The following is a 22,691-nucleotide window of genomic DNA, read 5'->3' on the forward strand; positions in this document are numbered from 1 at the left end:
CAGCCGCGGCGGGACACCTCCCCCCAACGGGAGGCTTACTATCTGGAAGGGTAGACGATGACTGTAGCGAAGCCCGCTTCGCGGCCGACCGTGCCGCATTTCTCCTCCGGCCCCTGTGCCAAGCGCCCCGGCTGGAACGCCCAAAATCTCAAGGACGCAGCGCTCGGCCGCTCGCATCGCGCGAAGGTCGGCAAGACCAAGCTCAAGCTCGCGATCGATCTGACGCGCGAAGTGCTCGAGGTGCCCGCCGATTACCGCATCGGCATCGTGCCGGCCTCGGATACCGGCGCGGTCGAGATGGCGCTGTGGTCGCTGCTCGGAGCAAAGCCCGTCACCACGCTCGCCTGGGAATCCTTCGGCGAAGGCTGGGTCAGCGACATCGTCAAGGAATTGAAGCTCAAGGACGTCACCAAGCTCAACGCAGCCTATGGTGAAATCCCCGATCTCTCCAAGGTCGATCCCAAGAGCGACGTCGTCTTCACCTGGAACGGCACCACCTCCGGCGTACGGGTGCCGAACGCCGACTGGATCAGCGCGACCCGCGAAGGCCTGACCATCTGCGACGCGACGTCCGCAGCCTTTGCGCAGCCGCTCGACTGGGCCAAGCTCGACGTCGTCACCTTCTCCTGGCAGAAGGCGCTCGGCGGTGAAGCCGCGCACGGCATGCTGATCCTGTCGCCCCGCGCGGTGGAACGGCTCGAGACCTACAAGCCGGCCTGGCCGCTGCCGAAGATCTTTCGCATGACCAAGGGCGGCAAGATCAACGAGGGCATCTTCGTCGGCGAGACCATCAACACGCCGTCGATGCTCTGCGTCGAGGATTATCTCGATGCGCTGAACTGGGCCAAGTCGATCGGCGGCCTCAAGGCGCTGATCGCGCGTGCCGACGCCAACACCAAGGTGCTCGCCGACTGGAAGGCGAAGACGCCCTGGATCGACTTCCTGGCCAAGGACGCTTCGATCCGCTCCAACACCTCGGTGTGCCTCAAATTCACCGATCCCGCGATCACCTCGCTGTCCGAGGACGCGCAAGCCGAGTTCTCCAAGAAGCTGGTCGCCCTCGTCGAGAAGGAAGGCGCCGGCTTCGACTTCGCCTATTACCGCGATGCGCCGGCCGGCCTGCGCATCTGGTGCGGCGCCACCGTCGAAGCAAAGGATGTCGAACTGCTGACGCAGTGGATCGACTGGGCCTTCGCCGAAACCAAGGCCGCTCTGCCCAAGGCGGCGTGAGTTTTCTTCGCCTCTCCCCGTTCTTACGGGGAGAGGCCGGGTCGCGCAGCGATCCGGGTGAGGGGCTCTCTCCACGAGTACCTCGCCTGTGGCTGCCCCTCACCCCAGCCCTCTCCCCGTAAGAACGGGGAGAGGGAGAGCAAGACGCTTCCAAGTCACTCACGCATTTCCGGCCCTCGGGCCGATCCTCTCAGGGACGGTGAAGGACACATCCCCATGACCAAACCCAAAGTTCTCATCTCCGACGCGCTCTCGCCCGCTGCCGTTCAGATCTTCAAAGACCGCGGTGTCGAGGTCGACTTCCAGCCCAATCTCGGCAAGGACAAGGACAAGCTCGCCGAGATCATCGGCAATTATGACGGGCTTGCGATCCGCTCGGCGACCAAGGCGACCGCCAAGATCCTGGAGAGGGCGACCAACCTCAAGGTGATCGGCCGCGCCGGCATCGGCGTCGACAACGTCGAGATCCCCGCCGCCACGGCCAAGGGCATCATCGTGATGAACACGCCGTTCGGCAATTCGATCACGACCGCCGAGCACGCCATCACCCTGATGCTGGCGCTCGCCCGCGAGATTCCGCAGGCCGATGCCTCGACCCAGGCCGGCAAGTGGGAGAAGAACCGCTTCATGGGCGTCGAGATCACCGGCAAGGTGCTGGGCGTCGTCGGCTGCGGCAATATCGGCTCGATCGTCGCCGACCGCGCGCTCGGCCTGCGCATGAAGGTGATCGCGTTCGACCCGTTCCTGTCGCCGGAGCGCGCCAAGGACATCGGCGTCGAGAAGGTCGAGCTCGACGACCTGCTCAGGCGCGCCGACTTCATCACGCTGCACACGCCGCTGACCGAGAAGACCAGGAACATCATCGACGCGGCCGCGATCGCCAAGATGAAGAAGGGCGTGCGCCTGATCAACTGCGCCCGCGGCGGCCTCGTCGACGAGCAGGCGGTGGTCGATGCGCTCAACTCCAAGCACATCGCCGGCGCCGCCTTCGACGTCTTCGTCGAGGAGCCCGCGACCAAGAACGTGCTGTTCGGCCATCCCAACGTGATCTGCACGCCGCATCTCGGCGCCTCCACCACCGAAGCGCAGGAGAACGTCGCGCTGCAGGTCGCCGAGCAGATGTCGGATTATCTGCTCACCGGCGCGATCTCGAACGCGGTCAACTTCCCCTCGATCACGGCGGAAGAAGCGCCGAAGCTGAAGCCGTTCATCTCGCTCGCCGAGAAGCTTGGCTCGTTCGCCGGCCAGCTCACCGAGAGCGGCATTCTCAAGGTCGAGATCACCTATGAGGGCCACGTCGCCGAGATGAAGATCAAGGCGATCACCTCGGCCGTGCTGTCCGGCCTTCTGCGCCCGATGCTGGGCGAGGTCAACGTCGTGTCCGCGCCCGTCGTCGCCAAGGAGCGCGGCATGGTGGTGGACGAGATCGTGCGCGCCGCCCAGAGCGACTATGAGAGCCTGATCACCGTCACCGTCACCACCGAGCGGCAGGAACGGTCGGTCTCGGGCACCGTCTATGCCGACGGCAAGCCGCGCCTCGTCGACATCAAGGGCATCCGGGTCGACGCCGAGTTCGGCAAGTCGATGATCTACGTGACCAACGAGGACAAGCCGGGCTTCATCGGCAGGTTCGCGAGCCTGCTCGGCGACGCCAAGCTCAACATCGCCACCTTCCATCTCGGCCGCGTCGCGCCCGGCAGCGATGCCATCGCCCTCGTCGAGGTCGATGGCGCGGTGCCGGCCGACCTGCTCGCCAAGGTGCAGGCGCTGCCGCAGGTCAAGCAGGTCAAGGCACTGACGTTCTGAACGCTCACCGTCGTCATGGCCGGGCTTGTCCCGGCCATCCACGCCTGACGCTCACATTGATATTCCGACCCGCGGAACAACGCCGCCTCCATCACCGGGGGCGGCGTTTTTATTTTCCCGCGATCTGCTGACTTTGTGTACCAATGGCGCCCAGAACGCCTCGTAACTACGCTCCGTTCAAAATCGTTCGATCAGGGAGAAACACATGCGTGAAGCCGTCATCGTTTCCTATGCGCGCACGGGCCTCGCGAAATCCGGCCGCGGCGGGTTCAACATCACGCCGCCGATGTCGCTCGCGGCCCATGCCATCAAGCACGCGGTCGACCGCGCCGGCGTCGACAAGGACTATGTCGAGGATTGCTATCTCGGCAATTGCGCCCATGGCGCGCCGAACATCGGGCGCCAGGCCGCGCTGCTCGCCGGCCTGCCGAAGACCACGGCCGGCGTCTCGGTCAACCGCTTCTGCTCCTCGGGGCTGCAGACCATCGCGATGGCCGCCAACTCGATCCGCTCCGACGGTGCCGACTGCATCGTCGCCGGCGGCGTCGAGAGCATCTCGATCCCCGGCGGCGGCACGCCGAAGGAATCGGTCGATCCTGATCTGCTCAAGGTCGCCCCCGACATCTTCATGGCCATGATCGACACCGCCGACATCGTCGCCGAGCGCTACAAGCTCAGCCGCGAATACCAGGACGAGTTCTCGCTGGAGTCGCAGCGCCGCATGGCTTCGGCGCAGCAGGCCGGCAAGTTCAAGGACGAGATCGTCCCGATGAAGACCAGGATGAAGGTCGTCGACAAGCAGACCAAGGCCGAGAGCATCGTCGACTACGTCGTCGACCGCGACGAGTGCAACCGGCCCGAGACCACGCTGGAAGGTCTCGCCAAGCTCGAGCCGGTGAAGGGGCCCGGCAAGTTCGTCACCGCCGGCAATGCCAGCCAGCTCTCCGACGGCGCCGCTGCCGTGGTGCTGATGGAAGCCAAGGACGCCGAGAAGCGCGGCCTGAAGCCGCTCGGCCGCTTCGTCGCCTGGGCCACCGCCGGCTGCGAGCCCGACGAGATGGGCATCGGCCCGGTGTTCGCGATTCCGAAGCTCTTGAAGCGCACCGGCCTCAAGATCGACGACATCGATCTGTGGGAGCTCAACGAGGCCTTTGCCAGCCAGTGCCTGTACTGCCGCGACCAGCTCGGCATCGATCCCGCCAAGTACAACGTCAACGGCGGCTCGATCGCGATCGGCCATCCCTTCGGCATGACCGGCGCCCGTCTCACCGGCCACCTCTTGCAGGAGGGCGCCCGCCGCAAGGCCAAGTGGGGCGTCGTCACCATGTGCATCGGCGGCGGCCAGGGCGGCGCCGGCCTGTTCGAGATCTACAGCTGAGACCGGGCGACAGGAATGCGAAAGGGCACGGCGCAAGCCGTGCCCTTTTTATTTGAGCGCGAGAATCCGCGGTGCCTGACGTCTCGGGTGGGCAACCCAGCGAGACTTTGGACCACACTTCATCACCAGGTCGCGCGATCAACCTCTACGGTTCTATTCTCATAAAGACAACCGATCTGAAAGATGCTAGAGCTTGCTGGCGATGCAGCTTGTCATGGGGAGGGGCGCAAGTGGCCTTTTCGGACCCGAGCTTGGCGATTCAAGCCATCATAGACGCCGCCGTCAGCGATCACATGGGAATGGCAGTCTACGTCTTCACGGATTTTGACGGCTCCGGCGTCCCCTCTGCAAAGTTCTTCTCTCCTTCTGAGATTGAAGTCTGGGACTCAAACCATGATGTCGTGAGCGCTGCGAAGCTGCCAACTACTCTGTTCGAAATCGGATCCATTTCAAAAGTCTTCACGTCCAGAATTTTCTACAGCCTTCAGGGCACATATGAAGGAAATACGGTTGGGTCCTGCATGCCCTCGATTTCGCTGCCGGCAGCGATCAGCGGAATTCCGGTGGCCGACATCGTCACTTATGCCTCTGGATTTCCCCAGGACAATGGCGAACCCCCCGATCCGCGGGGACAATTCTGCCCGCCCGGTAACCTGCAGAATCTCGCCGATCTCGTCGATTGGTTCAACAGTGGGCAGCACTCGGCCTGGATCTGCCCCGCGGGCCAGTGCTACACGTATTCGAACCTTGCATGGTCGCTGCTGGCGATTGCCGGTTTCAACCCGCAGAACCCCTACGTCGACGTCTATGACGAGTACAACGCGCAACTCGCCGTGCTGGGCGCGGATCTCGGCATGGGCAACACCGCGTTGTTCAATACGAGCCAAGTACCCGGCATGGCGTGTGGGTATAACGGCACGCAGCCTTTCGAGATAGGTCAGAGCTATAAGCCGTGCCCGACGATGGAGTTCGGAAGCGGAGCGATCGTCAGCTGCGCCTCTGACATGCTTCAATGGCTGCTCTACAACATGGGTCAATTGCAGCCTTCACCAACGGAATTCGCCATCCTGCAGATGCAGCAGCAGGCCAGCCCGGCCCGCGGCAAATGCGGTACGACGGGCACCTGCCAGGTGCAGGCGCAGGGGCCCACGGTCGGAATTGGATGGTTCTTTCCGAAGATCGCGGGCGCGGCAGGACGTGTCCTGTCGAAAGACGGCGGCGTCCCGGGCTTCAGCTCGTGGATGGGATTTGAGAGCTGGGTTCAGAACGGCGCAAACGCTCCGTCAAGCAATGGCGTGGTGGTTCTGTCCGCCGGCAGCCTCGCACGACCCGTGGGGCAGAAAATCATGTCCACTCTTCTGAACGCCGAGGTCGAGGCTGGTTTGTCGTCGAGCTGACCCAGGTCCGGGCTCGTCCTTTCGACGATAGGATGACGCACGATCCTGCTAAAGCACGATCCGGAAAAGTGCGCAGCGGTTTTCCGAAAAGATCATGCTTAAACAACAACCTAAAGCGCGATGACGATTCATCCTAATCGCATCGCGCTTTAAGGGCCTGATCATTTGTGATCTCGACGATCCGGGGTGGAGCACACCTCCCTCGTGGCAGCGATCAACCTCGTCTGATCTCGCCTCACGCCCCCGCCAGCGCCGGTGCGAACACCACTTCGATCAGCGTGCCGTGGCCTGCGCTCTTGATGTTGAAGCGGGCGCGGTTGGCTTCGACCAGGGCCTTGGTCAGCGACAGGTTCAGCGCCGCGCTGTCCGCGGCATCGCCCGGCGGCGGGGTGCGGAACGGCTCCATCGCCGCGGCGACCTCGCGCTCGGACAGGCCATGGCCGGTGTCGCGGATGCGAAGTGCGATCTCGCCGCGGTCGGTCACGGCGGTGGAGACGATGACCTGGCCGCCGGCGCTGGCGAGCCGGATCGAGTTCGAGATCAGGTTCATGGCGATCTGCCGCATCGCGCGCGCGTCGGCCGTGACCTGCGGCAGCGCATGCGCGAGCGAGGTGCGGATGATGATGCGCTCGCGATTGGCCTGCGGCTGCATCACCGTCACGCAGGCTTCGACGAGGTCGTTGAGGTTGAGGTCGGCGAAGGTGAGGTCGAGCTTGCCGGTCTCGATCCGCGACAGCTCCAGCAAATCGTCGATGATGGCGATGACGCGCTCGCCGGAGGCGCGGATGTCCTTCATGTATTCGCCGTAGCGCTCGTTGCCGAGCGCGCCGAAGCGCTCCGAGATCATCACCTCGGCAAAGCCGATGATGGCGTTGAGCGGGGTGCGGATCTCGTGGCTGATCCGCGCCAGCATGTCGGCCTTCGCGTTGGCCGCGCTGTGGACGAGGCGGCGGGCCTGCGCCAGCTCGCTCTCGCCCGCCTTGCTCTGGGAGAGGTCGCGGAACACGGCGAAGAAGTTCGGCCCGTCGGGCCGCGTGCGGCCCATGATCATCGCGAGCGGAATGACGCCGCCCTTCTTCTCGCGGCCCAGCACCTCGCGGCCGTGGTCGAGCAGGCTCGCAATGTCCTGGCTCTTGAGGCTTTCGAGATAGTCGACGACGACCTGCTGGCTCTCGGGCGCGAACAGCGTCAGCAAGTTCTGCTCCAGCAGCGCCGTGCCGTCATAGCCGAACAGCGCCTCGGCGCTGCGGTTGCAGGCGTGGATGTTGCCTTCGGCATCGAACATCACGATGCCCTCGGCCGTGGTGTCGAGGATCGCGGCGAGATCTTCCGCCTCGGCTTCGCCGACTGCGGGCTCGAGCTCGGGAGCGTAAGCGAACGGCTCGGGGACGATGGTCTCGGCGACGACCGTCTCTGCGACAGCCGTCTCCGCGATGACAGGCTCGGCGATGACGGGCTCGGCAATGCCGGGCGCGGCGATGGCGGCTGGCGGCTGCGGCAGCGCGCAGATCAGCGCATGCGCGCTCTCGCCGTCCCAGTCGATCGTGTGCAGATGCGCGACTGTGGTCGGAAGCGGCGTGTCGCCGTTCGCGACCGTCGCGCTGATCGTGACAGGCGTGCCGCCTTGCGAGGTGCTGCTCGCCGAGGACACGCCGGGCTCGACATAGAGCGCGTCCAGCCCGCCGGCATCCTCCAGCGCATGGATGTCGGCATGGCCCATCCGCGCGAGGAACGCGGAATTGGCGTAGAGCAGGCGGTCGAGCCGATAGATCAGGATGCCCGTCGGCAACAGGTCGAGCAGCGCGCGGTCGCGCGCGCTGGCGCCGCGCGGCGGCGGCGCCGGCTCGGTCAGCCATTCGGCCGCCGCCTGCTGTGGCGTGGGCTCGGGCGCCTCCGGCTCGGTCGTGATCTCCGTCACGGGCTCGGACGCGTCCGCGATGGTCTCGCGATCGCGCTCGAGCCGTTCGGACAATTGCCGCGCGAGCTCGTTGAACGCGCTGTTCTCGACCGGCGTCAGCGTCGGCGATCTCTGATCACTGAGTGATCTGACATCGCCGGACGGTCGGAACGGCACGACATTGGGAGGGGTTTCGACGGGCGTTTCCACTGGGATGTCCGGATCTTTTGGCTGTGAAGTCGCGTCGCAGGCGAGGTCGGGTCGTTCGGCTTCGGCGGTCGGCGCGGGCCCGGGCTCAGGATCGGGCTCCGCTGGCGCGGGCTGTTCCACTGTTTCGGCCTCTTCCACTGGCTCGGCCTTGGGCTCGACCGCATCGGCGGTCAGATCATGCTGCGCCGGCGGCGCGGTGAGCTGCTCGAAGCGCCTCAGCGCATCGAGCCGGTTGAGGGCGTCGAGATCGCGGCAGACGCCAAAGCCCTTGAAGCCGGCGAAATTGCGCGCGGCATCGTAAGTCGGCAGGCCGGCGAGCTCGACCGGCAGCTGCTCCCCGCCGTCGGTCGGCCAGTTCACGGTGATGCCGGCCCAGGTGTCGTGGCTTGCCAGCGCCTGCGCGATGCGCCCCTCGGGGTCGAGCGAGAACGCCTCGGCGATCTCGTGCCAGGGACGGCCGAAGCCGCCAGCCGTGCGCGCGCCGATCAGGCGGATGAATTCGTCGGTGAGCAGCACAAAGCGGCCCTCCGCGTCCGTCTGCCAGAGAAAGCGCAGCGGATGCTGACGCGGTGCGGGCGGCTCGTGGCCCGGCGATTCCTGGTCCGATGGCGGCTCGACCATGCCGGATCTGATCGGCGCAGCCTGCGGCGACACAATGGCTTGAAGCGGGTTTTCAACCGGAGTCTTTGCCGCGACGTCGGCGGCCTGGCCGGCCACCTCATGCGCCGGATCTTGCCGGGTCGGTTCGACCGTCTCCTGCGGTTGGGGCGCGATGGTCCCGGTGGCGGTGGGCGCCTCGATCGGCTCGGCGAACGCATCGAACAAGGAGATCCCGGCCGAGCCGTGCTGCGACGGGGACGGCTCGCTCGGCATGGTCGCGGCCTGCTGTGCGGGCTCGGCAGGCTTGGACTCGGCAGGTTTGGACTCGGCAGGCCTGGGCTCGGCCGGCATATGCTCGGCAGGCCTGGCTTGCGCGGCGGCAGCCGGCTCGATCAGCGCGACCAGGCCGACATCGGCGCCTCGGCCGACCCGTTGCAGCACCATCTGGCCGATACCGATCGGCGTCTCGGCGCGGCCGTCGCGCAGCGCATCGCTGCGCGCCTTCTCGAGCCCGGCCTCGCCGAGATCGCGGAAGCCGAGCAGGGCGCGGGCGGCGTCGCTGGCGCCGACGAACAGGCCGTCGGGCGCGAACGCCGCCATCGGCATCTTCGCGCCTTCCACCAGGCGATGCAGCCGCTCGATCAGCGGCATGCTGCGCAGGCTCGGATCCATCGCGGTGACGAGCACGGCATGGCTGCCGTCGGCAAAGTCGAGCCGGCTGCAGGCGCAGGTCATCAGCGTGCCGAGCCTTGCGCCGAAGCCGCGCAGCCGTTCGAGCCGCACGCTGCCGTTCGCCGGCAGCTGGCGCGCGAGCCGGGCGACCTGGCGGCGATGCGGGTCCGCCGGGCCGAACACCTTCTCCGCCAGCGCCGCGCCATGCGCCGCGCCGAACAGTCTTGCGCCGACCGGATTGGTCCACAGCACCCGCGTGCCGTCGATCGACCACAGCCAGGCCGGCCAAGGGGAGGTCGCATGCACGGCCAGCCGCGGATCGCCCACACCTCGCAACTGGAAATCCGAACTCGTCATCCGACCGGCTTAGTCTCACGCTAGACGCTGGCGGCTGCCGGGAATGACAGCCTTAAGAAAGGGTTAGTATCGCGCGCGCCCGCGCGCAGGTCCACGGCTCGCCCCTCCGCAGGTATCCCAAAGCCGCGATAACCTTAATCCCGCCACCCCCGCAAGCCGCAGCCCGGTTCATCCAAGGAATTCGGGGGGTCTTGGAGCAATCGGTTGCAATGCGAGCTGCCGGCCTCCCCGCAGCTCGTCATTCCGGGGCGCGCGCAGCGCGAACCCGGAATCCATCCATCCTCTTGTTCTGCGGCCTGATGGATTCCGGGCTCCCTCGCTTTCGCTCGGGCCCCGGAATGACGGCGGCAGGGCTGGACCTTCTCAACCCCCGGTTCCCAAACCCGGGAACCTCACCCTCCCCGAGAATTAAATTTTCGCAGCGCACCGCCCTGGCGCGTTGCGCTGCACAATGTTGACATGATAGGCAGCCATAGTGCTGGGCGCTGGGCGAGCCATCTCAATCGTTTCGCGTTTCCAGTCTTCGTACCCGCTGAATGCAAGGGCCCGACAGGGGCCGGCGGGCGCGCCAGAAGGCTCACTCCATTTTTTCAATTAGCGTGAGGGACAACCATGACAGGTGCGACTGATCCGTTTTCTGCCTCGATCATTCCGTTCGAGGTTCCCGAGCAGATGCGTGCGTTCGCCGAAAAGGGCGTGTCGCAGGCCCGCGAAAACTACGCCAAGTTCAAGGACGCGGCCGAGACCCACAACGGCACCGTCGAGGCCGTGTTCACCTCGGCCTCCAAGGGCGCGAGCGAATACACCGCCAAGCTGGTCGAGTTCATGAAGGCCAATTCCAGCGCGCAGCTCGACTTCGCCCAGCAGCTGTTCGGCGCCAAGTCGCCGTCGGAAGCGCTGGAGCTGTGGACCGGCCACACCCGCAAGCAGTTCGAGACCCTGCAGTCCCAGGCCAAGGAGCTGGTCGAGCTGACCCAGCGCGTTGCCGCCCAGACCGCCGAGCCGATCAAGGCCTCGGCCTCAAAGTACTATCCGCCCGCCGCCTGAGCGGCGAGGCCGGTTTGAATCGAGAGAAACCCGGGCCCAACGGCCCGGGTTTTTTCTTCGCCTCTCTCGCGCGCACACGTGGAATCCAGGAACGGCGTCATGCCCGGGCTTGTCCCGGGCATCCACGTTCTTGGCGGGGGCAAGGCGTGGATGGCCGGGACAAGCCCGGCCATGACGACGGGAGCGCCAGGTCCCGCTGGCCGCCATCAGGCCCGATTCCATCGCACCGAACGTGATCTCAGCCGGTTTTTCACCCCATTGCGGCCTTGCCAAACCGGGCCGTTGCACCTAGTTTCCGCCCCGTCCAGCCCCCCTAGGTCGACCTTTTCAGGCACCCCTTGAGGGCGGCTCGCCAGGATGCAGTTGTAGCTCAGTTGGTTAGAGCGCCTGTCTGTGGAACAGGAGGTCGGTGGTTCGAGCCCACCCAACTGTACCACCGTTGCGGATAACTCCGCTTTCTCAGCATCTTGTTGATCGTCTTGGGTCGTGTTCGGCGTCGGCGAGCAGTATGAGAATGCTTGGGCGGATGCCATGAAGTGCCAGGCGGAAACCGCACCGAAGGCGCGCGCCTGAAATTGCACTTCGATTCAGCCGCTACTTGGACACTCATCCAGACGTCAAGAATGCCGAGGTGCCCTTCGCTTTTCTATCTTTCCTCTTAGAGTGCCATGGCACACCAGAGAAGCCGATGGTCATCCTGGAGAGGCGAGATAGCAAATGATCGGGGGGTTTGGGAGGATGGGCGCCGGTTTCGGGAGGCTTGGAGCAACCAGTCCTCGAAAGAAGGCAATCGCCGCGCTGAACAGCGCCACTAATGTTGCCTCGATCACACTGAACGGTTTGATCATCCCCGACCAGCAAACGTGCGAGGGCCTTCTCATAAAGTCCTATGCCTCCGTCTGGATTGAGATAGCCCAGCGGCTCGGAGAGCCACGGACGTTCATGGACAGGCAAGCTAGGCGAAAAACATCGTGAGTTTTTTCGAGCGTCTCAAGACAGAAGCATCCGTTGAGTGGCGGGCTTATACCGAGCATCCCTTCACGAACGGATTGGCAGACGGCTCGCTCCCCGAAGCGGCGTTTCGTCACTACCTCGTTCAGGACTATTTGTTCCTAATCGAGTTTGCGCGCGCCTACGCGCTCGCGGTCTACAAGTCGCCCAGACTTGCCGACATGCGTGAAGCCGCGGCCGGCCTTTCGGCCATCCTTGATGTCGAGATGAACCTGCATGTGAAGCTCTGTGCCGAATGGGGCCTATCCCCGAGCGATCTTGAACAGGCCCCTCCGGCGGCCGAGATGCTGGCCTATACACGCTACGTGCTGGATGCGGGAATGCGCGGCGATCTGCTGGCACTCAAGGTGGCGCTTGCGCCTTGCGTGATCGGGTACGCGGAGATCGCGACGCGGCTCGCCTCGCGTCCCGCTGCCGACGCGGCGAGCAACGCCTATCGCGTCTGGATCGCCGAGTACGCCGGCGTGCCGTACCAGGAGGTCGCTGCCAAGGCGCGGACGCATATGGAGCATCTCGCCGATCTCTACGCCACGCCGGCCCGCGAGGCCGAGCTGATTGCGATCTTCAAGGAAGCCACCCGCCTCGAGGCAGACTTCTGGGAGATGGCCTGGCGCACGGGCCAAGCTGTCGCATAGCGGTGTCGGCAATCGTCAGGCGCCCCTACTTCCCTCCCGCCACCATCCACACCACCACCGCAATAAGTCTCCATGCGCTCTCCTGAACGCTTATATCCAAGCCGCGCGAGCGAATTGTGGGCCTGCGTTCGACTGGACAAATTCGCCATTTGGAGTAGCCTTTTCAGATACAGCAACATGTTAGCGGAGGTTCTCCGTGGAACATCGCGGCGTAAGCTTCTCAATCGTTGAAATGAGCTACCCGGCTGGTTGGAAGTGGACTGTCGGAAAGGGCCGAACAGTGTCGGTCGGTGTCTGTGCGACGAGGCTCGACGCGATCCGCCAGGCTCAGACCTTCATCGACGCGATCATGGACTGGGCTGCCTAGGCTAAAGTCAAAATGCTCGCCTTCGATTGGTCATGCCGAGCACCGTAAACCCAGCAGCTGAGTTTCTGTCGGCGCGGCGCTACCTCCCGCCACCACCCACACCACCACCGGCAACGTCGCCGCCGCCAGCAGCGTCCACTGCCACCGCGCCCGACACCGGGTTCATCAGCCCCTGATACTGGACCGCGAGGATGTCCGCGTTCGCTCGGTCGGCATCGCCGCGATCAGCGCGACCACCGGCGCGACGATCAGCGATATGGCCATGCGCAGCTACGACCCCAGCTCGATGATCCTGCGCGCCATCCGCACATTGGCATAATCGATCATCTTGCCGTCCAGCGTCACTGCGCCCTGACCCTGCGCCTCAGCCGTCTCCATGGCCTCGACGACGCGCCGCGCCTGGGCCAGCTCCTCGGCCGACGGGGTGAACGCGCGCAGCGTCGGTTCGATCTGGTCAGGATGGATGACCTGCTTGCCGTCAAAACCCATCGCCGCGGCCTTCTGCGCGCTGCTCTCGGTGAGCCTGGCATCGCGGAAGGCGCCGCAGGGGCCGTCGATGGCGCGCAGGCCGAAGGCGCGCGCGGCCACCAGCAGGCGCATCATGGGATAGGCGAACAGGTCGAGCGGCGTGGCGGCGTAGCCGCTTTGCGCTGTACCCACATGGCGGTAGCCATCCGGCGAGATTCCGATGTCCGAGGTGCGGGCGCCGAGCGAGGCCGCGAGATCGCCGACGCCGAGGTGAAGCGCGGCCACGCTTGTGTGTGCGGCGGCGAGCGCATCGACATTGACGAGGCCCAGCGCGGTCTCGATCAGCAATTCCAGCGCCGGCACGGCGCGATCCGGCGCGGCGGCGCGCAGCTGATCGGCGATGGCAACGATGTCGCTGGCGCGCTCCGCCTTCGGCACGATCACCGCATCCAGCCTCGGCAGTGCCGCCAGCGCGCGGATCTCTTCAGTGATGAACGGGCTGTCGACGGCGTTGATCCGCACCGTGACGCGCTTGCTGCCCCAGTCGAGCGAGGACAGCGACCGCACCGCTTCCTCCAGCGCAACAGCCTTCTCGGAGGGCGGCACGGCGTCCTCGAGATCCATGAACACCGCGTCCGCCATTGAGGCCGCCGCCTTGGCGACGAGACGGGTGCGATGCGCGGGAACGGCAAGGTAGGCCCGTGTTGGCCGCTGATGCGCCATCGTCACGGCTCCTTCACCAGGCCGAGCTCGCCAAGGATGGCCTCGTTGTGCTGCCCCACATCCGGTACCGGATCCATCCGCGGCTTCATTCCGGGAATGGTCAGCGCGGGCAGGAAGCTCATAACCGGGCCGCACGGCGATCCCACGCTTTGCACGCGCGAGCGCGCATGCAGCTGCTCGTGCGCCAGGAAAGCCTCGACCGAATTCAGATGCGCGTTGGCGACCCCGGCCTCGTCCAGCAGCCGCAGCACCTCCTCGCCGCTCATGGCGGCGAAGCGCTGCTCGATATGCGCCTGCAGCTCGTCGCGGTTCTGCATCCGCAGCGGATTGGTGCGGAAGCGCAGGTCGTCGGCGAAATCGGCATCGCCGAGCACGATGCGGCACAGCGAGCGCCATTCCCGGTCGTTCTGGATGCCGAAAAAGATAGTGCTGCCGTCGCCGACCCGGAACGGGCCGTAGGGCGCGATCGTGGCGTGCCTGGCGCCGGTGCGCGGCAGCGGCCGGCCGGTGCTGCTTGTGTAGAAGGCGGGATAGCTCATCCAGTCGGTGATGGAATCGAACAGCGAGGCCTGGAAGGCCGTGCCTTTGCCGGTCCGCTCGCGGCGGTACAGCGCCATCAGGACGCCATTGAGGATGTACATGCCTGTGGCGATATCGACCACGGAAAGCCCGACCTTGGCCGGCTCCGCCTCGGTGCCGTTGATGGCGAGCACGCCGGCCTCGCACTGGACCAAGAGGTCATAGGCCTTCTTGTCGCTGTAGGGGCCGCCGCTGCCATAGCCGGAGACGTCGCAGGCGATGATGCGCGGATACTTTTGGAGGAGCGATGCCGCATCGAGGCCGAGCCGCTCCGCCGCGCCCGGCGCGAGGTTCTGGATGAACACGTCGGCCTGCGGCAGCAGGGCGTCGAGCACCTTGCGGCCTTCAGGGCTCTTGATGTCGATGGCAAGGCTTTCCTTGGAGCGGTTGGTCCAGACGAACTGGCTCGACATGCCGTTCATCACGTGGTCGTAGTCCCGGCAGAAGTCGCCTGCGCCCGGCCGCTCGATCTTGATCACCCGCGCGCCCCAATCCGCCAGGTGCCGGCTCGCCAGCGGCGCCGCGATCGCCTGCTCGAGCGAGACCACTTTGACGCCCGACAGCGGCAGCTCCGCCTCATTCCCCTCCATGCGACTTCCTCCTCGCGTGCGCTTTTCGACCGGCGCAGGAGACAAGCCGGCCACCCCACGCGCATCTTCTTGATGCTGCCATGATGCCCCCGTTTTGCCCGACAAGTCAAACCCGGTTTCGCCAAATCCTAAGAAAGAAAAGGCTGAGGGATTACCGTGACTTGGCTACTGTGCATGGGGTTGTTTTCGCAGTTTTTGTTTGAGAGGTCTCTTGCTCACTGTCATCCCCGCGTTCCCAGGTGGTCGTCATGCCCGGGCTTGTCCCGGGCATCCACGTTCTTGGTGCTGCGTGACAAGGCGTGGATGGCCGGGACAAGCCCGGCCATGACGCGTGGACAGGTACGAGGAAGCCTGGCCCGCCTGTTGCCGAGACCGCACAGCGTCCGGCTTTCGCATCTCCCTCCGTTGCCAACGAACAGCGGTTCACCCACTATCCGCTTCTGTTCGACACATGGGGGGATTCCATGCCGGCGCTTCGCTTCAAGACATCCTTGGCTGCTGCAACCCTCGCCATGGCCCTCGCCGTGCTGGTCCAGCCCGGCACCGGCTTCGCCTACACCCAGGAGGAGCAGCAGGCCTGCTCGCCGGATGCGATGCGGCTATGCGGCGAGTTCGTTCCGAACGTCGATGCCATCACCGCCTGCATGATCAGGAAGAAGGCGCAGCTCTCGCCGCAATGCCGGGTGTTCTTCCGTCCCGGACCCGAGCCGGGCGAGCAGCGCGCCGGCAAGCCGACCAACATCGCGCCCAAAACCGCGAAGAAGAGCGCCAAGCCGGCGGCCAAGAAGAAAAAGACCAGCGAGGGCTGAGCGCCTCGCGCCTCGTTCCTCTTTCGAAACTTCGTAATGTAACGGACTCCTTTTGTTCGCGCGGCATGGCGCGAGGCTTGCGGCGATGCCGGGCAAACATCACGGAAATGAGTCGGGTGTCGATTTGCGCGGCGAAGTTGCATTCCGATTAGGTCCCGAACGAATGCTCAAGAAACGCACAGAACACAGCGTTTGACTGCAGCTGGTGTCGTGCCCCGCACATTGCAGTGTGACTCAAAAGCCAGCACGCCTTGTTATTTCGTGACCGTGGCGCAACTCCCGATAAATTTATCTTTCACGAATCAGCGCGGTGATTCATTTTCGCGGCCTGGGGTCAATCTGGAGGCCGAAGGTATGAACGTCATTGTTTTTGCATCGCGTAAAGGCGGCTCGGGCAAGAGTACCCTCGCCGCACATCTTGCCGCACAGATCAAGGCGAGCAAGCAGGTCATGCTCGTGGACGCGGACCCGCAGGGCTCGCTGACGCTGTGGCACAAGCTGCGCGGCACCAACGAACCGCCGATCAAGTCGGCCGTGAACTCGGTCAGCGGCATCGTCTCCGCTGCCAAGCGCGACGGTTATGAATGGGTGTTGATCGACACGCCGCCGAACCTCTCGGCCGTGGTCGACGACGCGATCAAGAACGCCACCATGGTGGTGATTCCCGCCCGTCCCGGCGTGTTCGACGTCAACGCGGTGCAGGAGACCATCCAGATGTGCCGCGCCGCACGTAAGCCCTATGCGGTCGTGCTCAACGGTGCGCCGGCCAAGCGCGACGAGGCCGAAAGCCCGATCGTCACCATCGCCCGCGAAGCCCTGGCGAAATTCCGTGCGCCAGTGTGGGGCGGCCAGATCACCAACCGTTCGGATCTGCTGATGGCGCTGAGCCACGGCGAGGGCGCGCGGGAGTATCAGGCCGAGAGCCGTGCGGCCCAGGAGATCGCAAGGCTGTGGGCGGCGATCGAGCGTTCAGTGAAGGCCATTCGCGGCACGGCGTCGGCATCCGGCGCAATGCACAAGCAGGCAGCCTAATTTTTTAAAATCATTCCCCGGACGGAAAACGCGCGGTGTCCGCGCGTTTTGCGTTTCTTGGACCGGCGGAAAAGAGTTACGCCACCATCAGCATGTAGAACACGATGACCGGCGACAGCGTGAGGATCACCGACCAGATGCCGACAGCCCAGAGAATGTCCTCGGTGGTAAAGCTCTGCTCGGTGGACAGCTTCTCGTATCCGGCGTCGAAATGCGACGCCATTTCATTCTGACTATTCACAAAACGCCCCCGCGATTTCTTCGCTTATGGGCGTGAACGATACCCGGGATGTTTTAAGATTCCGGCTTGCAAGCTGCCGCGCATTTTGAACGCATTTGTGACGGCCGTTTAACCATCCGCGCGAGCTGCCGACTCTAGGTCAGCCAGATCCGAAACAGCAGCACCGGCATCAGGCCGAGCATCACCGCCCAGAACCCGAACGACGAAACGACGAGAATTCCCTGCAAAAGATCGGCCGGCGCGAATTGCCGGACGGCCGTCGGCCGGATGCGATGCCCCATGGTCATTCCCCTCTGAGAAGCCTTTCGAGGACAACGATAGGCACCGGAGCGTAAACGAGTCGTGGATGCGCCATGCCGCGGCTGCGAAGACTGTTCGCGCGTTGTTAACCACGAGGCTTGCTCGGCCATATCCGCCAGCGTCATTCCGGGGCGCGCATAGCGCGAACCCGGAATCCATTCATCCACCAACTCTGCCGCGCCATGGATTCTCAGATGCGCAATTGCGCATCCTAGTTCGCGACTTCGTCGCGCCCCGGAATGACATGCGGGTGGAGTGAGAGGGCTGCTACGCCGCGACCTTCGTCCGCCGCTCGATCTCGCGATCGATGGCGGCGGCGAGCTCGCTGCTGACTTCGACCATCGGCAGGCGCACCTCGGGGCTGTCGATCAGGCCGCATCGCCACAGCCAGTACTTCGCCGGCGCCGGGCTCGGCTCGGTGAACAGCAGGCGCGTCAGCTCGGCAACCTCCTGCCAGCGCGCCTGCGCGGCGTCGCGGTTGCCGCGCTTGTGCTCGGCATGCACGGCCGCAAAGGTCGCGGTCTCGACATGAGCCGACAGCACGATGCCGCCGTCGGCGCCGTCGGTGAGCGCCTCGAAATAGTTCGCATCCTCGCCGGTGAGCACGCGAAATTCCTTCGGGCGGTCGCGCAAGAGCGCGATCGATTGCTCGCGGCTCGCGCCGCAATCCTTCAGGCCCACGATGTTCCTGTGCTCGGCGAGCCGCAGCATGGTCTGGTTGGTGATGTTCACCGAGGTGCGATAGGGAATGTTGTAGAGCGCGAGCGGCCATGCGGCGTGGTCGGCGAGCGCCTCGAAATGCGCCAAGAGGCCCCGCTGCGAGGGCCGCACGTAATAGGGGCTCGCGATCAGATAACCGTCGATCGGCCAGTCCGCGGTCTCGTCGAGACGTTCCTGCAGCCGCGCGGTGTCGGCGCCCGACAGCCCAAGGCAGACCGGCAAGGTGCGGCGGCCGGCCGCCATCTCCTCGCTCACGACGGCGACGAGACGTTCGAGCTCGGCCTCGCGCAGCGTCATGCCTTCGCCGGAGGTCGCGCCCAGGATGAAGCCGTCGATGCCTTGCGCGCTGTAGTGCCGCGTCAGCCGCCGCAACGACCGCTCGTCGAGGGCGCCGTTCTGGAACGGCGTCACCAGCGGCAGCCACAGCCCGTGCAATTGTTCCTGTAGACCAGTCATGTTTCCATCTCCTTCTCGGGAAAAAAACCTGAGACGGAGGGCACATGAAAAAACCCCGTCCAGGCGGCGGGGTTTTCGAAGATTTGCAGCGATGACGAAGCTTAGCTAGCGCGTGCAAACATCCGAGGCCCCGGGATGGGGGCCTTTTTTCGAGGCGATGGCCTCGAACGAGATTGCGCACGACTTCGTGATCATTTGCGAATGATGCGGGGTATGCGTGGAACTGTCAATACACGCGGAGGGCGAGGGTTGATTTGACAGAAAAAAAGCCGGACCCGAAGGGCCCGGCTTAGGTATTGGCCACGTGAGGCCGACACAATCACCTTCCAAGAGGGATTACTGAACTCCCGCGCCACTGGAGGAGGGGGACAAATGCGCAACGCGAAGGCTCAGCGTGCAAACAGTATGGGCTTGACGAGCGGCCCGCAGCAACAGCCGAGGCCGCATGTCAGTCATGCGGAAATTAGGACGGCCAGCGCTGCGCCTTGCTGACCACGAAGTCGCGGAACACCTGCACGCGCGCCACCGTTTTCAGCTCCTCGGGATAGACGAAATAGGTATCGAGCTGGATCGAATCCGACTCGCCGAACAGCTGCACGAGTTTGCTCTGTTCCTCGACGAGGTAGTCGGGCAGGGCGGCGATGCCGAGGCCCTGCTGACAGGCGCGCACCAGACCGAGGATGTTGTTCACCCTGAAATAGGCTTCGCGCGGACCGGAGCCGTTGCGCCCGGCTTCGACCAGCCAGTTACGGTTCTGCAGATGCGGCGCGAAGTTGCCGTCGGCGAGCGTGATGATGCGGTGGGAGTCGAGCTCCTCCAGCGTGCGCGGCGTGCCGAAGCGCTTGATGTATTCCGGCGAGCAATAGGCGTGGAAGCCCATCGCGAACAGCTTGCGCTGGATCAGATCCGGCTGCGTCGGCTTGCGGGTGCGGATCGCGACATCCGCCTCGCGCATCGACAGATCGAGCTCCTCGTCGGTGACGATCAGGGAGATCCGGATCTCGGGATAGAGCGCGGTGAACTCGCCGAGCCGCGGGATCAGCCAGTTGATGCCGACGCCGGGCGTGGTTGTGATCTTGAGGTCGCCGCTCGGCCGCTCGCGGCTGTCGGTGAGTTTCGCGCGCGCCGCCTGCAGCTGCATGAACACGTCATGCGCGGTGCGGAACAGGAGGTCGCCCTGCTCGGTGAGGATCAGGCCGCGGGCGTGGCGGTGGAACAGCGAGACCGAAAGCTCCTGCTCCAGCGCCGAGACTTGGCGCGACACCGCCGATTGCGACAGGCCGAGTTGCTCGCCCGCATGCGTGAAGCTGCCCGCTTCCGCCGCTGCGTGAAACACCTTCAGCTTGTCCCAGTCCATATCCGTAAATCCGTCGCGTGTTCGGGGCATGATCGCTATTCCGCTGCCGCGCGCTCGCTGGCGCGAAGGGCCAAGAAACGTTCGGCCTCGAGCGCGGCCATGCAGCCGAGGCCTGCGGCCGTCACGGCCTGGCGATAGGTCTCGTCGGCGACGTCGCCGGCGGCGAACAGGCCGGGCACCGAGGTGGCGGTCGAGTTCGGGGCGACCTCGACATAGCCCGACGGTTTCAGCTTGATCTGGTCTTTCACGAGTTCGGTCGCCGGCGCGTGGCCGATGGCGATGAAGATGCCGTCGGTCTTCACGTCGGTCAGCGCGCCGGTCTTGACGTTCTTCAGGCGCACATGGGTGACCTTGTTCGGGTTCTCGGTGCCGCAGATCTCGTCGACTGCCGAGTCCCAGATCACCTTGATCTTCGGATGCTTGAACAGGCGCTCTTGCAGGATGCGCTCGGCGCGGAAATGATCGCGGCGATGCACGATCGTGACCTGCGAGGCATGGTTGGTGAGGTAGAGAGCTTCCTCGACCGCGGTATTGCCGCCGCCGACCACGACGACGTCCTTGTTGCGGTAAAAGAAACCGTCGCAGGTGGCGCAGGCCGACACGCCGCCGCCCTGGAACTTGGCTTCGGACGGCAGCCCGAGCCAGCGCGCTTGCGCGCCGGTGGCGAGGATCACGCTGTCGGCGAGATAGACGTCGCCAGAGTCGCAGGTAAGTCGGAACGGCCGGTGCGCCGTCTCCAGCTTGGTGACCAGGTCGGTGACGATCCTGGTGCCGACATGGACCGCCTGCTTCTCCATCTGCTCCATCAGCCAGGGGCCCTGGATCACGTCGGCGAAGCCTGGATAGTTCTCGACGTCCGTGGTGATGGTGAGCTGGCCGCCGGGCTGGATGCCCTGGATCAGGATCGGCTCGAGCATCGCCCGCGCGGCGTAGATCGCCGCCGTGTAACCGGCGGGGCCGGAGCCGATAATGACGACCTTTGCATGAACGGGAGCGGACATTCCGATGGACGCCTTTCACGGGGGATTTGCAGCGCGGGCGCGGAACATGCCGGGAGGCGTTGCGGGGCGCTGAAATGTCAGAGCTAATCTAAGCCTTCTGGTGAGCTATGCAAGAATTGCATTCCCTCTCGGCGGATTTTTCCAACAGGGAACAAAAGTCGATTGCGATGCACGCGCAATAAAATTGCGCTGACGTTGCAGACTGGTTATGAGGATTGCGACAACCCACCCAATACCGCCGTAAAGGCCAGGAGTTCCAATCACGTGTCGCGGAACCTAGACGAGATCGACCTGAAAATTCTCACCGAGATTCAGGCCGACGGTCGAATCACGAATGTCGAGCTGGCCAAGCGAGTCGGCATCTCGCCGCCGCCCTGCCTGCGCCGCGTCCGGGCGCTGGAGGAGGAGGGCTATATCCACGGCTACCGCGGCCTGTTGGATGCCCGCAAGCTCGGCTTCGACGTGACCGTGTTCGCCGCCGTGCACCTGTCCAGCCAGGCCGAGGCGGATTTGCGTGCCTTCGAGGAATTCGTCCGCGCCGAACCGCTGGTGCGGGAGTGCTGGATGCTGTCGGGCGAGGTCGATTTCATCCTCAAATGCGTCGCACCCGACATGGCGACCTTTCAGGATTTCGTCACTCATCTGACGGCGGCGCCCCACGTCCGCAACGTGCGGACCTCGCTGGTGCTGCATAATTCGAAATATGAGGCGGCGGTGCCGCTGGATGTGAAGGGGCGGAGGTCGCCTCTCTAGGCGTCCTGCCAGTTCCGTCATCCTGAGGTTCGAAGCATCGGGCGCAAAGCGCCCGATGGAGAGCCTCGAAGGATGCGAGGCCCGCATGCAGCGGCGCGCGCCAACAGTTGGGCCGTCGCCCTTCGAGGCTCGCCGAAGAGGCGAGCACCTCAGGGTGACGGTGATGGAGTGATGCTCGCTGCTCCTGCCGCGTCATTGCGAGGAGCTTTTGCGACGAAGCAATCCAGACTGTCTTCCGCGGAGAGATTCTGGATTGCTTCGCTGCGCTCGCAATGACGCGGGGAGACGGCACGGTCTCGCTCACCGCAGCAACGCGCCGAAACAAAAAGGCCGCGCGGATCGCACGGCCTTTTTCAAACGTCACATGCAGCGGCAAATCCCTACCGCCACTCCACCTTGGTGATCTCATACGCCTTGGCGCCGCCGGGTGCGTTGACTTCGACGGTCGATCCCTTCTTCTTGCCGATCAGCGCGCGCGCCAGCGGCGAGGTGATGGAGATGCGGCCCTTCTTGGCGTCGGCCTCGACCTCGCCGACGATCTGCCACACCGTCTTCTTCTCGGTGTCCTCGTCGACCAAGGTCACGGTGGCGCCGAACTTGATGGTGTCGCCGGACAGTTTCGAGATGTCGATGATGTCGGCGCGCGCCAGCTTGTCCTCGAGCTCGGCAATGCGGCCTTCATTATGCGACTGCTCTTCCTTCGCGGCATGATATTCCGCGTTTTCCGACAGGTCTCCGTGCGAGCGCGCTTCCGCGATATGCTCGATAATGCGCGGACGATCTTCCGACTGGCGCTTCTTCAATTCTTCCCCGAGCGCGACAAAGCCGGCCTGGGTCATCGGAACCTTTTCCATCTCTTCTCTCGTCCTTCAGCTGCGCGCCCACCAAGACCGGGCGCGGCAACCTTGATTCGTCGGTATTCCCGGGCTGAACACGCGCCCACCGGGAGTTATGTGGGTCTGGCGCCGGAACAGAACAACCCACATGGCCGGACAGTTCCTCCGGCCATTGTGGCTTCATTGCCAATCACTTAGCGGCGGTTTCACCGCCGCTAG

General features: G+C 64.6%; 18 protein-coding genes and 1 tRNA gene. 10 read left to right on the forward strand and 9 right to left on the reverse strand.

Annotated elements, in window-relative coordinates:
• Window positions 1–57 precede the first annotated feature (57 nt).
• The 4 genes from D6B98_RS22565 (at window position 58) to D6B98_RS22580 (ending at window position 5,811) form a co-directional block, all read left to right on the forward strand.
• Window positions 58–1,230: a phosphoserine transaminase gene (locus D6B98_RS22565; protein ID WP_126259116.1), complete on the forward strand. Its 1,173-nt coding sequence runs from the start codon at window positions 58–60 to the stop codon at window positions 1,228–1,230.
• Window positions 1,231–1,446: 216 nt separating this feature from the next.
• Window positions 1,447–3,036 carry a phosphoglycerate dehydrogenase gene (serA, locus tag D6B98_RS22570; RefSeq protein WP_126259117.1) on the forward strand — a complete coding sequence of 530 codons (1,590 nt, stop codon included), beginning with the start codon at window positions 1,447–1,449 and terminating at the stop codon, window positions 3,034–3,036.
• Window positions 3,037–3,241: 205 nt separating this feature from the next.
• Complete coding sequence (locus D6B98_RS22575; RefSeq protein WP_126259118.1) at window positions 3,242–4,414, forward strand: thiolase family protein; 1,173 nt, start codon at window positions 3,242–3,244, stop codon at window positions 4,412–4,414.
• A gap of 230 nt (window positions 4,415–4,644) precedes the next feature.
• Window positions 4,645–5,811: a serine hydrolase gene (locus tag D6B98_RS22580; protein ID WP_126259119.1), complete on the forward strand. Its 1,167-nt coding sequence runs from the start codon at window positions 4,645–4,647 to the stop codon at window positions 5,809–5,811.
• 235 nt (window positions 5,812–6,046) lie between these two features.
• On the opposite strand, the gene D6B98_RS22585 is transcribed toward D6B98_RS22580, so the two are convergent.
• The gene (locus D6B98_RS22585; RefSeq protein WP_126259120.1) at window positions 6,047–9,547 is read right to left on the reverse strand and encodes a PAS domain S-box protein; all 3,501 of its coding nucleotides are present in this window, start codon (window positions 9,545–9,547) and stop codon (window positions 6,047–6,049) included.
• 612 nt (window positions 9,548–10,159) lie between these two features.
• On the opposite strand from D6B98_RS22585, the gene D6B98_RS22590 reads away from it, so the two are divergent.
• From D6B98_RS22590 to tenA, 3 genes are all read left to right on the forward strand, one after another.
• The gene (locus D6B98_RS22590; protein WP_126259121.1) at window positions 10,160–10,594 is read left to right on the forward strand and encodes a phasin; all 435 of its coding nucleotides are present in this window, start codon (window positions 10,160–10,162) and stop codon (window positions 10,592–10,594) included.
• A 359-nt stretch (window positions 10,595–10,953) separates the two neighbouring features.
• A tRNA-His gene (locus tag D6B98_RS22595) sits at window positions 10,954–11,030 on the forward strand.
• A gap of 535 nt (window positions 11,031–11,565) precedes the next feature.
• Window positions 11,566–12,240, forward strand: coding sequence for a thiaminase II (tenA, locus tag D6B98_RS22600; protein WP_126259122.1), 675 nt, complete (start codon window positions 11,566–11,568; stop codon window positions 12,238–12,240).
• Window positions 12,241–12,877: 637 nt separating this feature from the next.
• Here the strand turns inward: tenA and D6B98_RS22605 are convergent.
• Both D6B98_RS22605 and D6B98_RS22610 read right to left on the reverse strand, forming a co-directional pair.
• Complete coding sequence (locus tag D6B98_RS22605) at window positions 12,878–13,798, reverse strand: HpcH/HpaI aldolase/citrate lyase family protein (RefSeq protein WP_126259123.1); 921 nt, start codon at window positions 13,796–13,798, stop codon at window positions 12,878–12,880.
• A gap of 2 nt (window positions 13,799–13,800) precedes the next feature.
• Complete coding sequence (locus tag D6B98_RS22610) at window positions 13,801–14,967, reverse strand: CaiB/BaiF CoA transferase family protein (RefSeq protein ID WP_126259124.1); 1,167 nt, start codon at window positions 14,965–14,967, stop codon at window positions 13,801–13,803.
• A 464-nt stretch (window positions 14,968–15,431) separates the two neighbouring features.
• On the opposite strand from D6B98_RS22610, the gene D6B98_RS22615 reads away from it, so the two are divergent.
• Entirely contained in the window at window positions 15,432–15,776 is a 345-nt protein-coding gene (locus D6B98_RS22615) for a hypothetical protein (RefSeq protein WP_126259125.1), read from the forward strand.
• Between the two features lie 354 nt (window positions 15,777–16,130).
• Entirely contained in the window at window positions 16,131–16,808 is a 678-nt protein-coding gene (locus tag D6B98_RS22620; protein ID WP_027547672.1) for an AAA family ATPase, read from the forward strand.
• 76 nt (window positions 16,809–16,884) lie between these two features.
• Here D6B98_RS22620 and D6B98_RS22625 read toward each other — a convergent pair whose 3' ends face one another.
• The 5 genes from D6B98_RS22625 to trxB form a co-directional block, all read right to left on the reverse strand.
• On the reverse strand, window positions 16,885–17,049 hold the full coding sequence (locus tag D6B98_RS22625) for a hypothetical protein (protein ID WP_164718778.1): 165 nt from the start codon (window positions 17,047–17,049) through the stop codon (window positions 16,885–16,887).
• Window positions 17,050–17,183: 134 nt separating this feature from the next.
• The gene (locus D6B98_RS40055) at window positions 17,184–17,330 is read right to left on the reverse strand and encodes a hypothetical protein (RefSeq protein WP_164718791.1); all 147 of its coding nucleotides are present in this window, start codon (window positions 17,328–17,330) and stop codon (window positions 17,184–17,186) included.
• 286 nt (window positions 17,331–17,616) lie between these two features.
• The gene (locus D6B98_RS22630) at window positions 17,617–18,525 is read right to left on the reverse strand and encodes a 4-hydroxy-tetrahydrodipicolinate synthase family protein (protein WP_126259126.1); all 909 of its coding nucleotides are present in this window, start codon (window positions 18,523–18,525) and stop codon (window positions 17,617–17,619) included.
• 463 nt (window positions 18,526–18,988) lie between these two features.
• Entirely contained in the window at window positions 18,989–19,912 is a 924-nt protein-coding gene (locus D6B98_RS22635; RefSeq protein WP_063197141.1) for a LysR family transcriptional regulator, read from the reverse strand.
• Window positions 19,913–19,917: 5 nt separating this feature from the next.
• Window positions 19,918–20,883 carry a thioredoxin-disulfide reductase gene (gene trxB, locus D6B98_RS22640; RefSeq protein ID WP_126259127.1) on the reverse strand — a complete coding sequence of 322 codons (966 nt, stop codon included), beginning with the start codon at window positions 20,881–20,883 and terminating at the stop codon, window positions 19,918–19,920.
• A 264-nt stretch (window positions 20,884–21,147) separates the two neighbouring features.
• Between trxB and D6B98_RS22645 the strand changes: the two genes are divergently transcribed.
• A complete protein-coding gene (locus D6B98_RS22645; protein ID WP_126259128.1) occupies window positions 21,148–21,636 on the forward strand; it encodes an Lrp/AsnC family transcriptional regulator in 489 nt (162 codons plus the stop codon).
• 380 nt (window positions 21,637–22,016) lie between these two features.
• Here D6B98_RS22645 and greA read toward each other — a convergent pair whose 3' ends face one another.
• Window positions 22,017–22,490 (reverse strand): transcription elongation factor GreA, encoded by a 474-nt coding sequence (gene greA / locus D6B98_RS22650; protein ID WP_018643807.1) that lies wholly within the window; start codon window positions 22,488–22,490, stop codon window positions 22,017–22,019.
• Between the last annotated feature and the right edge of the window lie 201 nt (window positions 22,491–22,691).

The sequence above is a fragment of the Bradyrhizobium sp. LVM 105 genome (genome assembly GCF_003957705.1).
Lineage (GTDB): Bacteria > Pseudomonadota > Alphaproteobacteria > Rhizobiales > Xanthobacteraceae > Bradyrhizobium > Bradyrhizobium frederickii.

Coding starts and splice junctions, on each gene's coding strand:
- D6B98_RS22575 (WP_126259118.1), top strand. CDS start 3,242: ATGCGTGAAGCCGTCATCGTTTCCTATGCGCGCACGGGCCTCGCGAAA.
- trxB (WP_126259127.1), bottom strand. CDS start 20,883: ATGTCCGCTCCCGTTCATGCAAAGGTCGTCATTATCGGCTCCGGCCCC.
- D6B98_RS22615 (WP_126259125.1), top strand. CDS start 15,432: ATGCCGGCGCTTCGCTTCAAGACATCCTTGGCTGCTGCAACCCTCGCC.
- greA (WP_018643807.1), bottom strand. CDS start 22,490: ATGGAAAAGGTTCCGATGACCCAGGCCGGCTTTGTCGCGCTCGGGGAA.
- D6B98_RS22605 (WP_126259123.1), bottom strand. CDS start 13,798: ATGGCGCATCAGCGGCCAACACGGGCCTACCTTGCCGTTCCCGCGCAT.
- D6B98_RS22620 (WP_027547672.1), top strand. CDS start 16,131: ATGAACGTCATTGTTTTTGCATCGCGTAAAGGCGGCTCGGGCAAGAGT.
- D6B98_RS22610 (WP_126259124.1), bottom strand. CDS start 14,967: ATGGAGGGGAATGAGGCGGAGCTGCCGCTGTCGGGCGTCAAAGTGGTC.
- D6B98_RS22565 (WP_126259116.1), top strand. CDS start 58: ATGACTGTAGCGAAGCCCGCTTCGCGGCCGACCGTGCCGCATTTCTCC.
- D6B98_RS22635 (WP_063197141.1), bottom strand. CDS start 19,912: ATGCCCCGAACACGCGACGGATTTACGGATATGGACTGGGACAAGCTG.
- D6B98_RS22585 (WP_126259120.1), bottom strand. CDS start 9,547: ATGACGAGTTCGGATTTCCAGTTGCGAGGTGTGGGCGATCCGCGGCTG.
- D6B98_RS22590 (WP_126259121.1), top strand. CDS start 10,160: ATGACAGGTGCGACTGATCCGTTTTCTGCCTCGATCATTCCGTTCGAG.
- D6B98_RS40055 (WP_164718791.1), bottom strand. CDS start 17,330: ATGGGGCATCGCATCCGGCCGACGGCCGTCCGGCAATTCGCGCCGGCC.
- serA (WP_126259117.1), top strand. CDS start 1,447: ATGACCAAACCCAAAGTTCTCATCTCCGACGCGCTCTCGCCCGCTGCC.
- D6B98_RS22630 (WP_126259126.1), bottom strand. CDS start 18,525: ATGACTGGTCTACAGGAACAATTGCACGGGCTGTGGCTGCCGCTGGTG.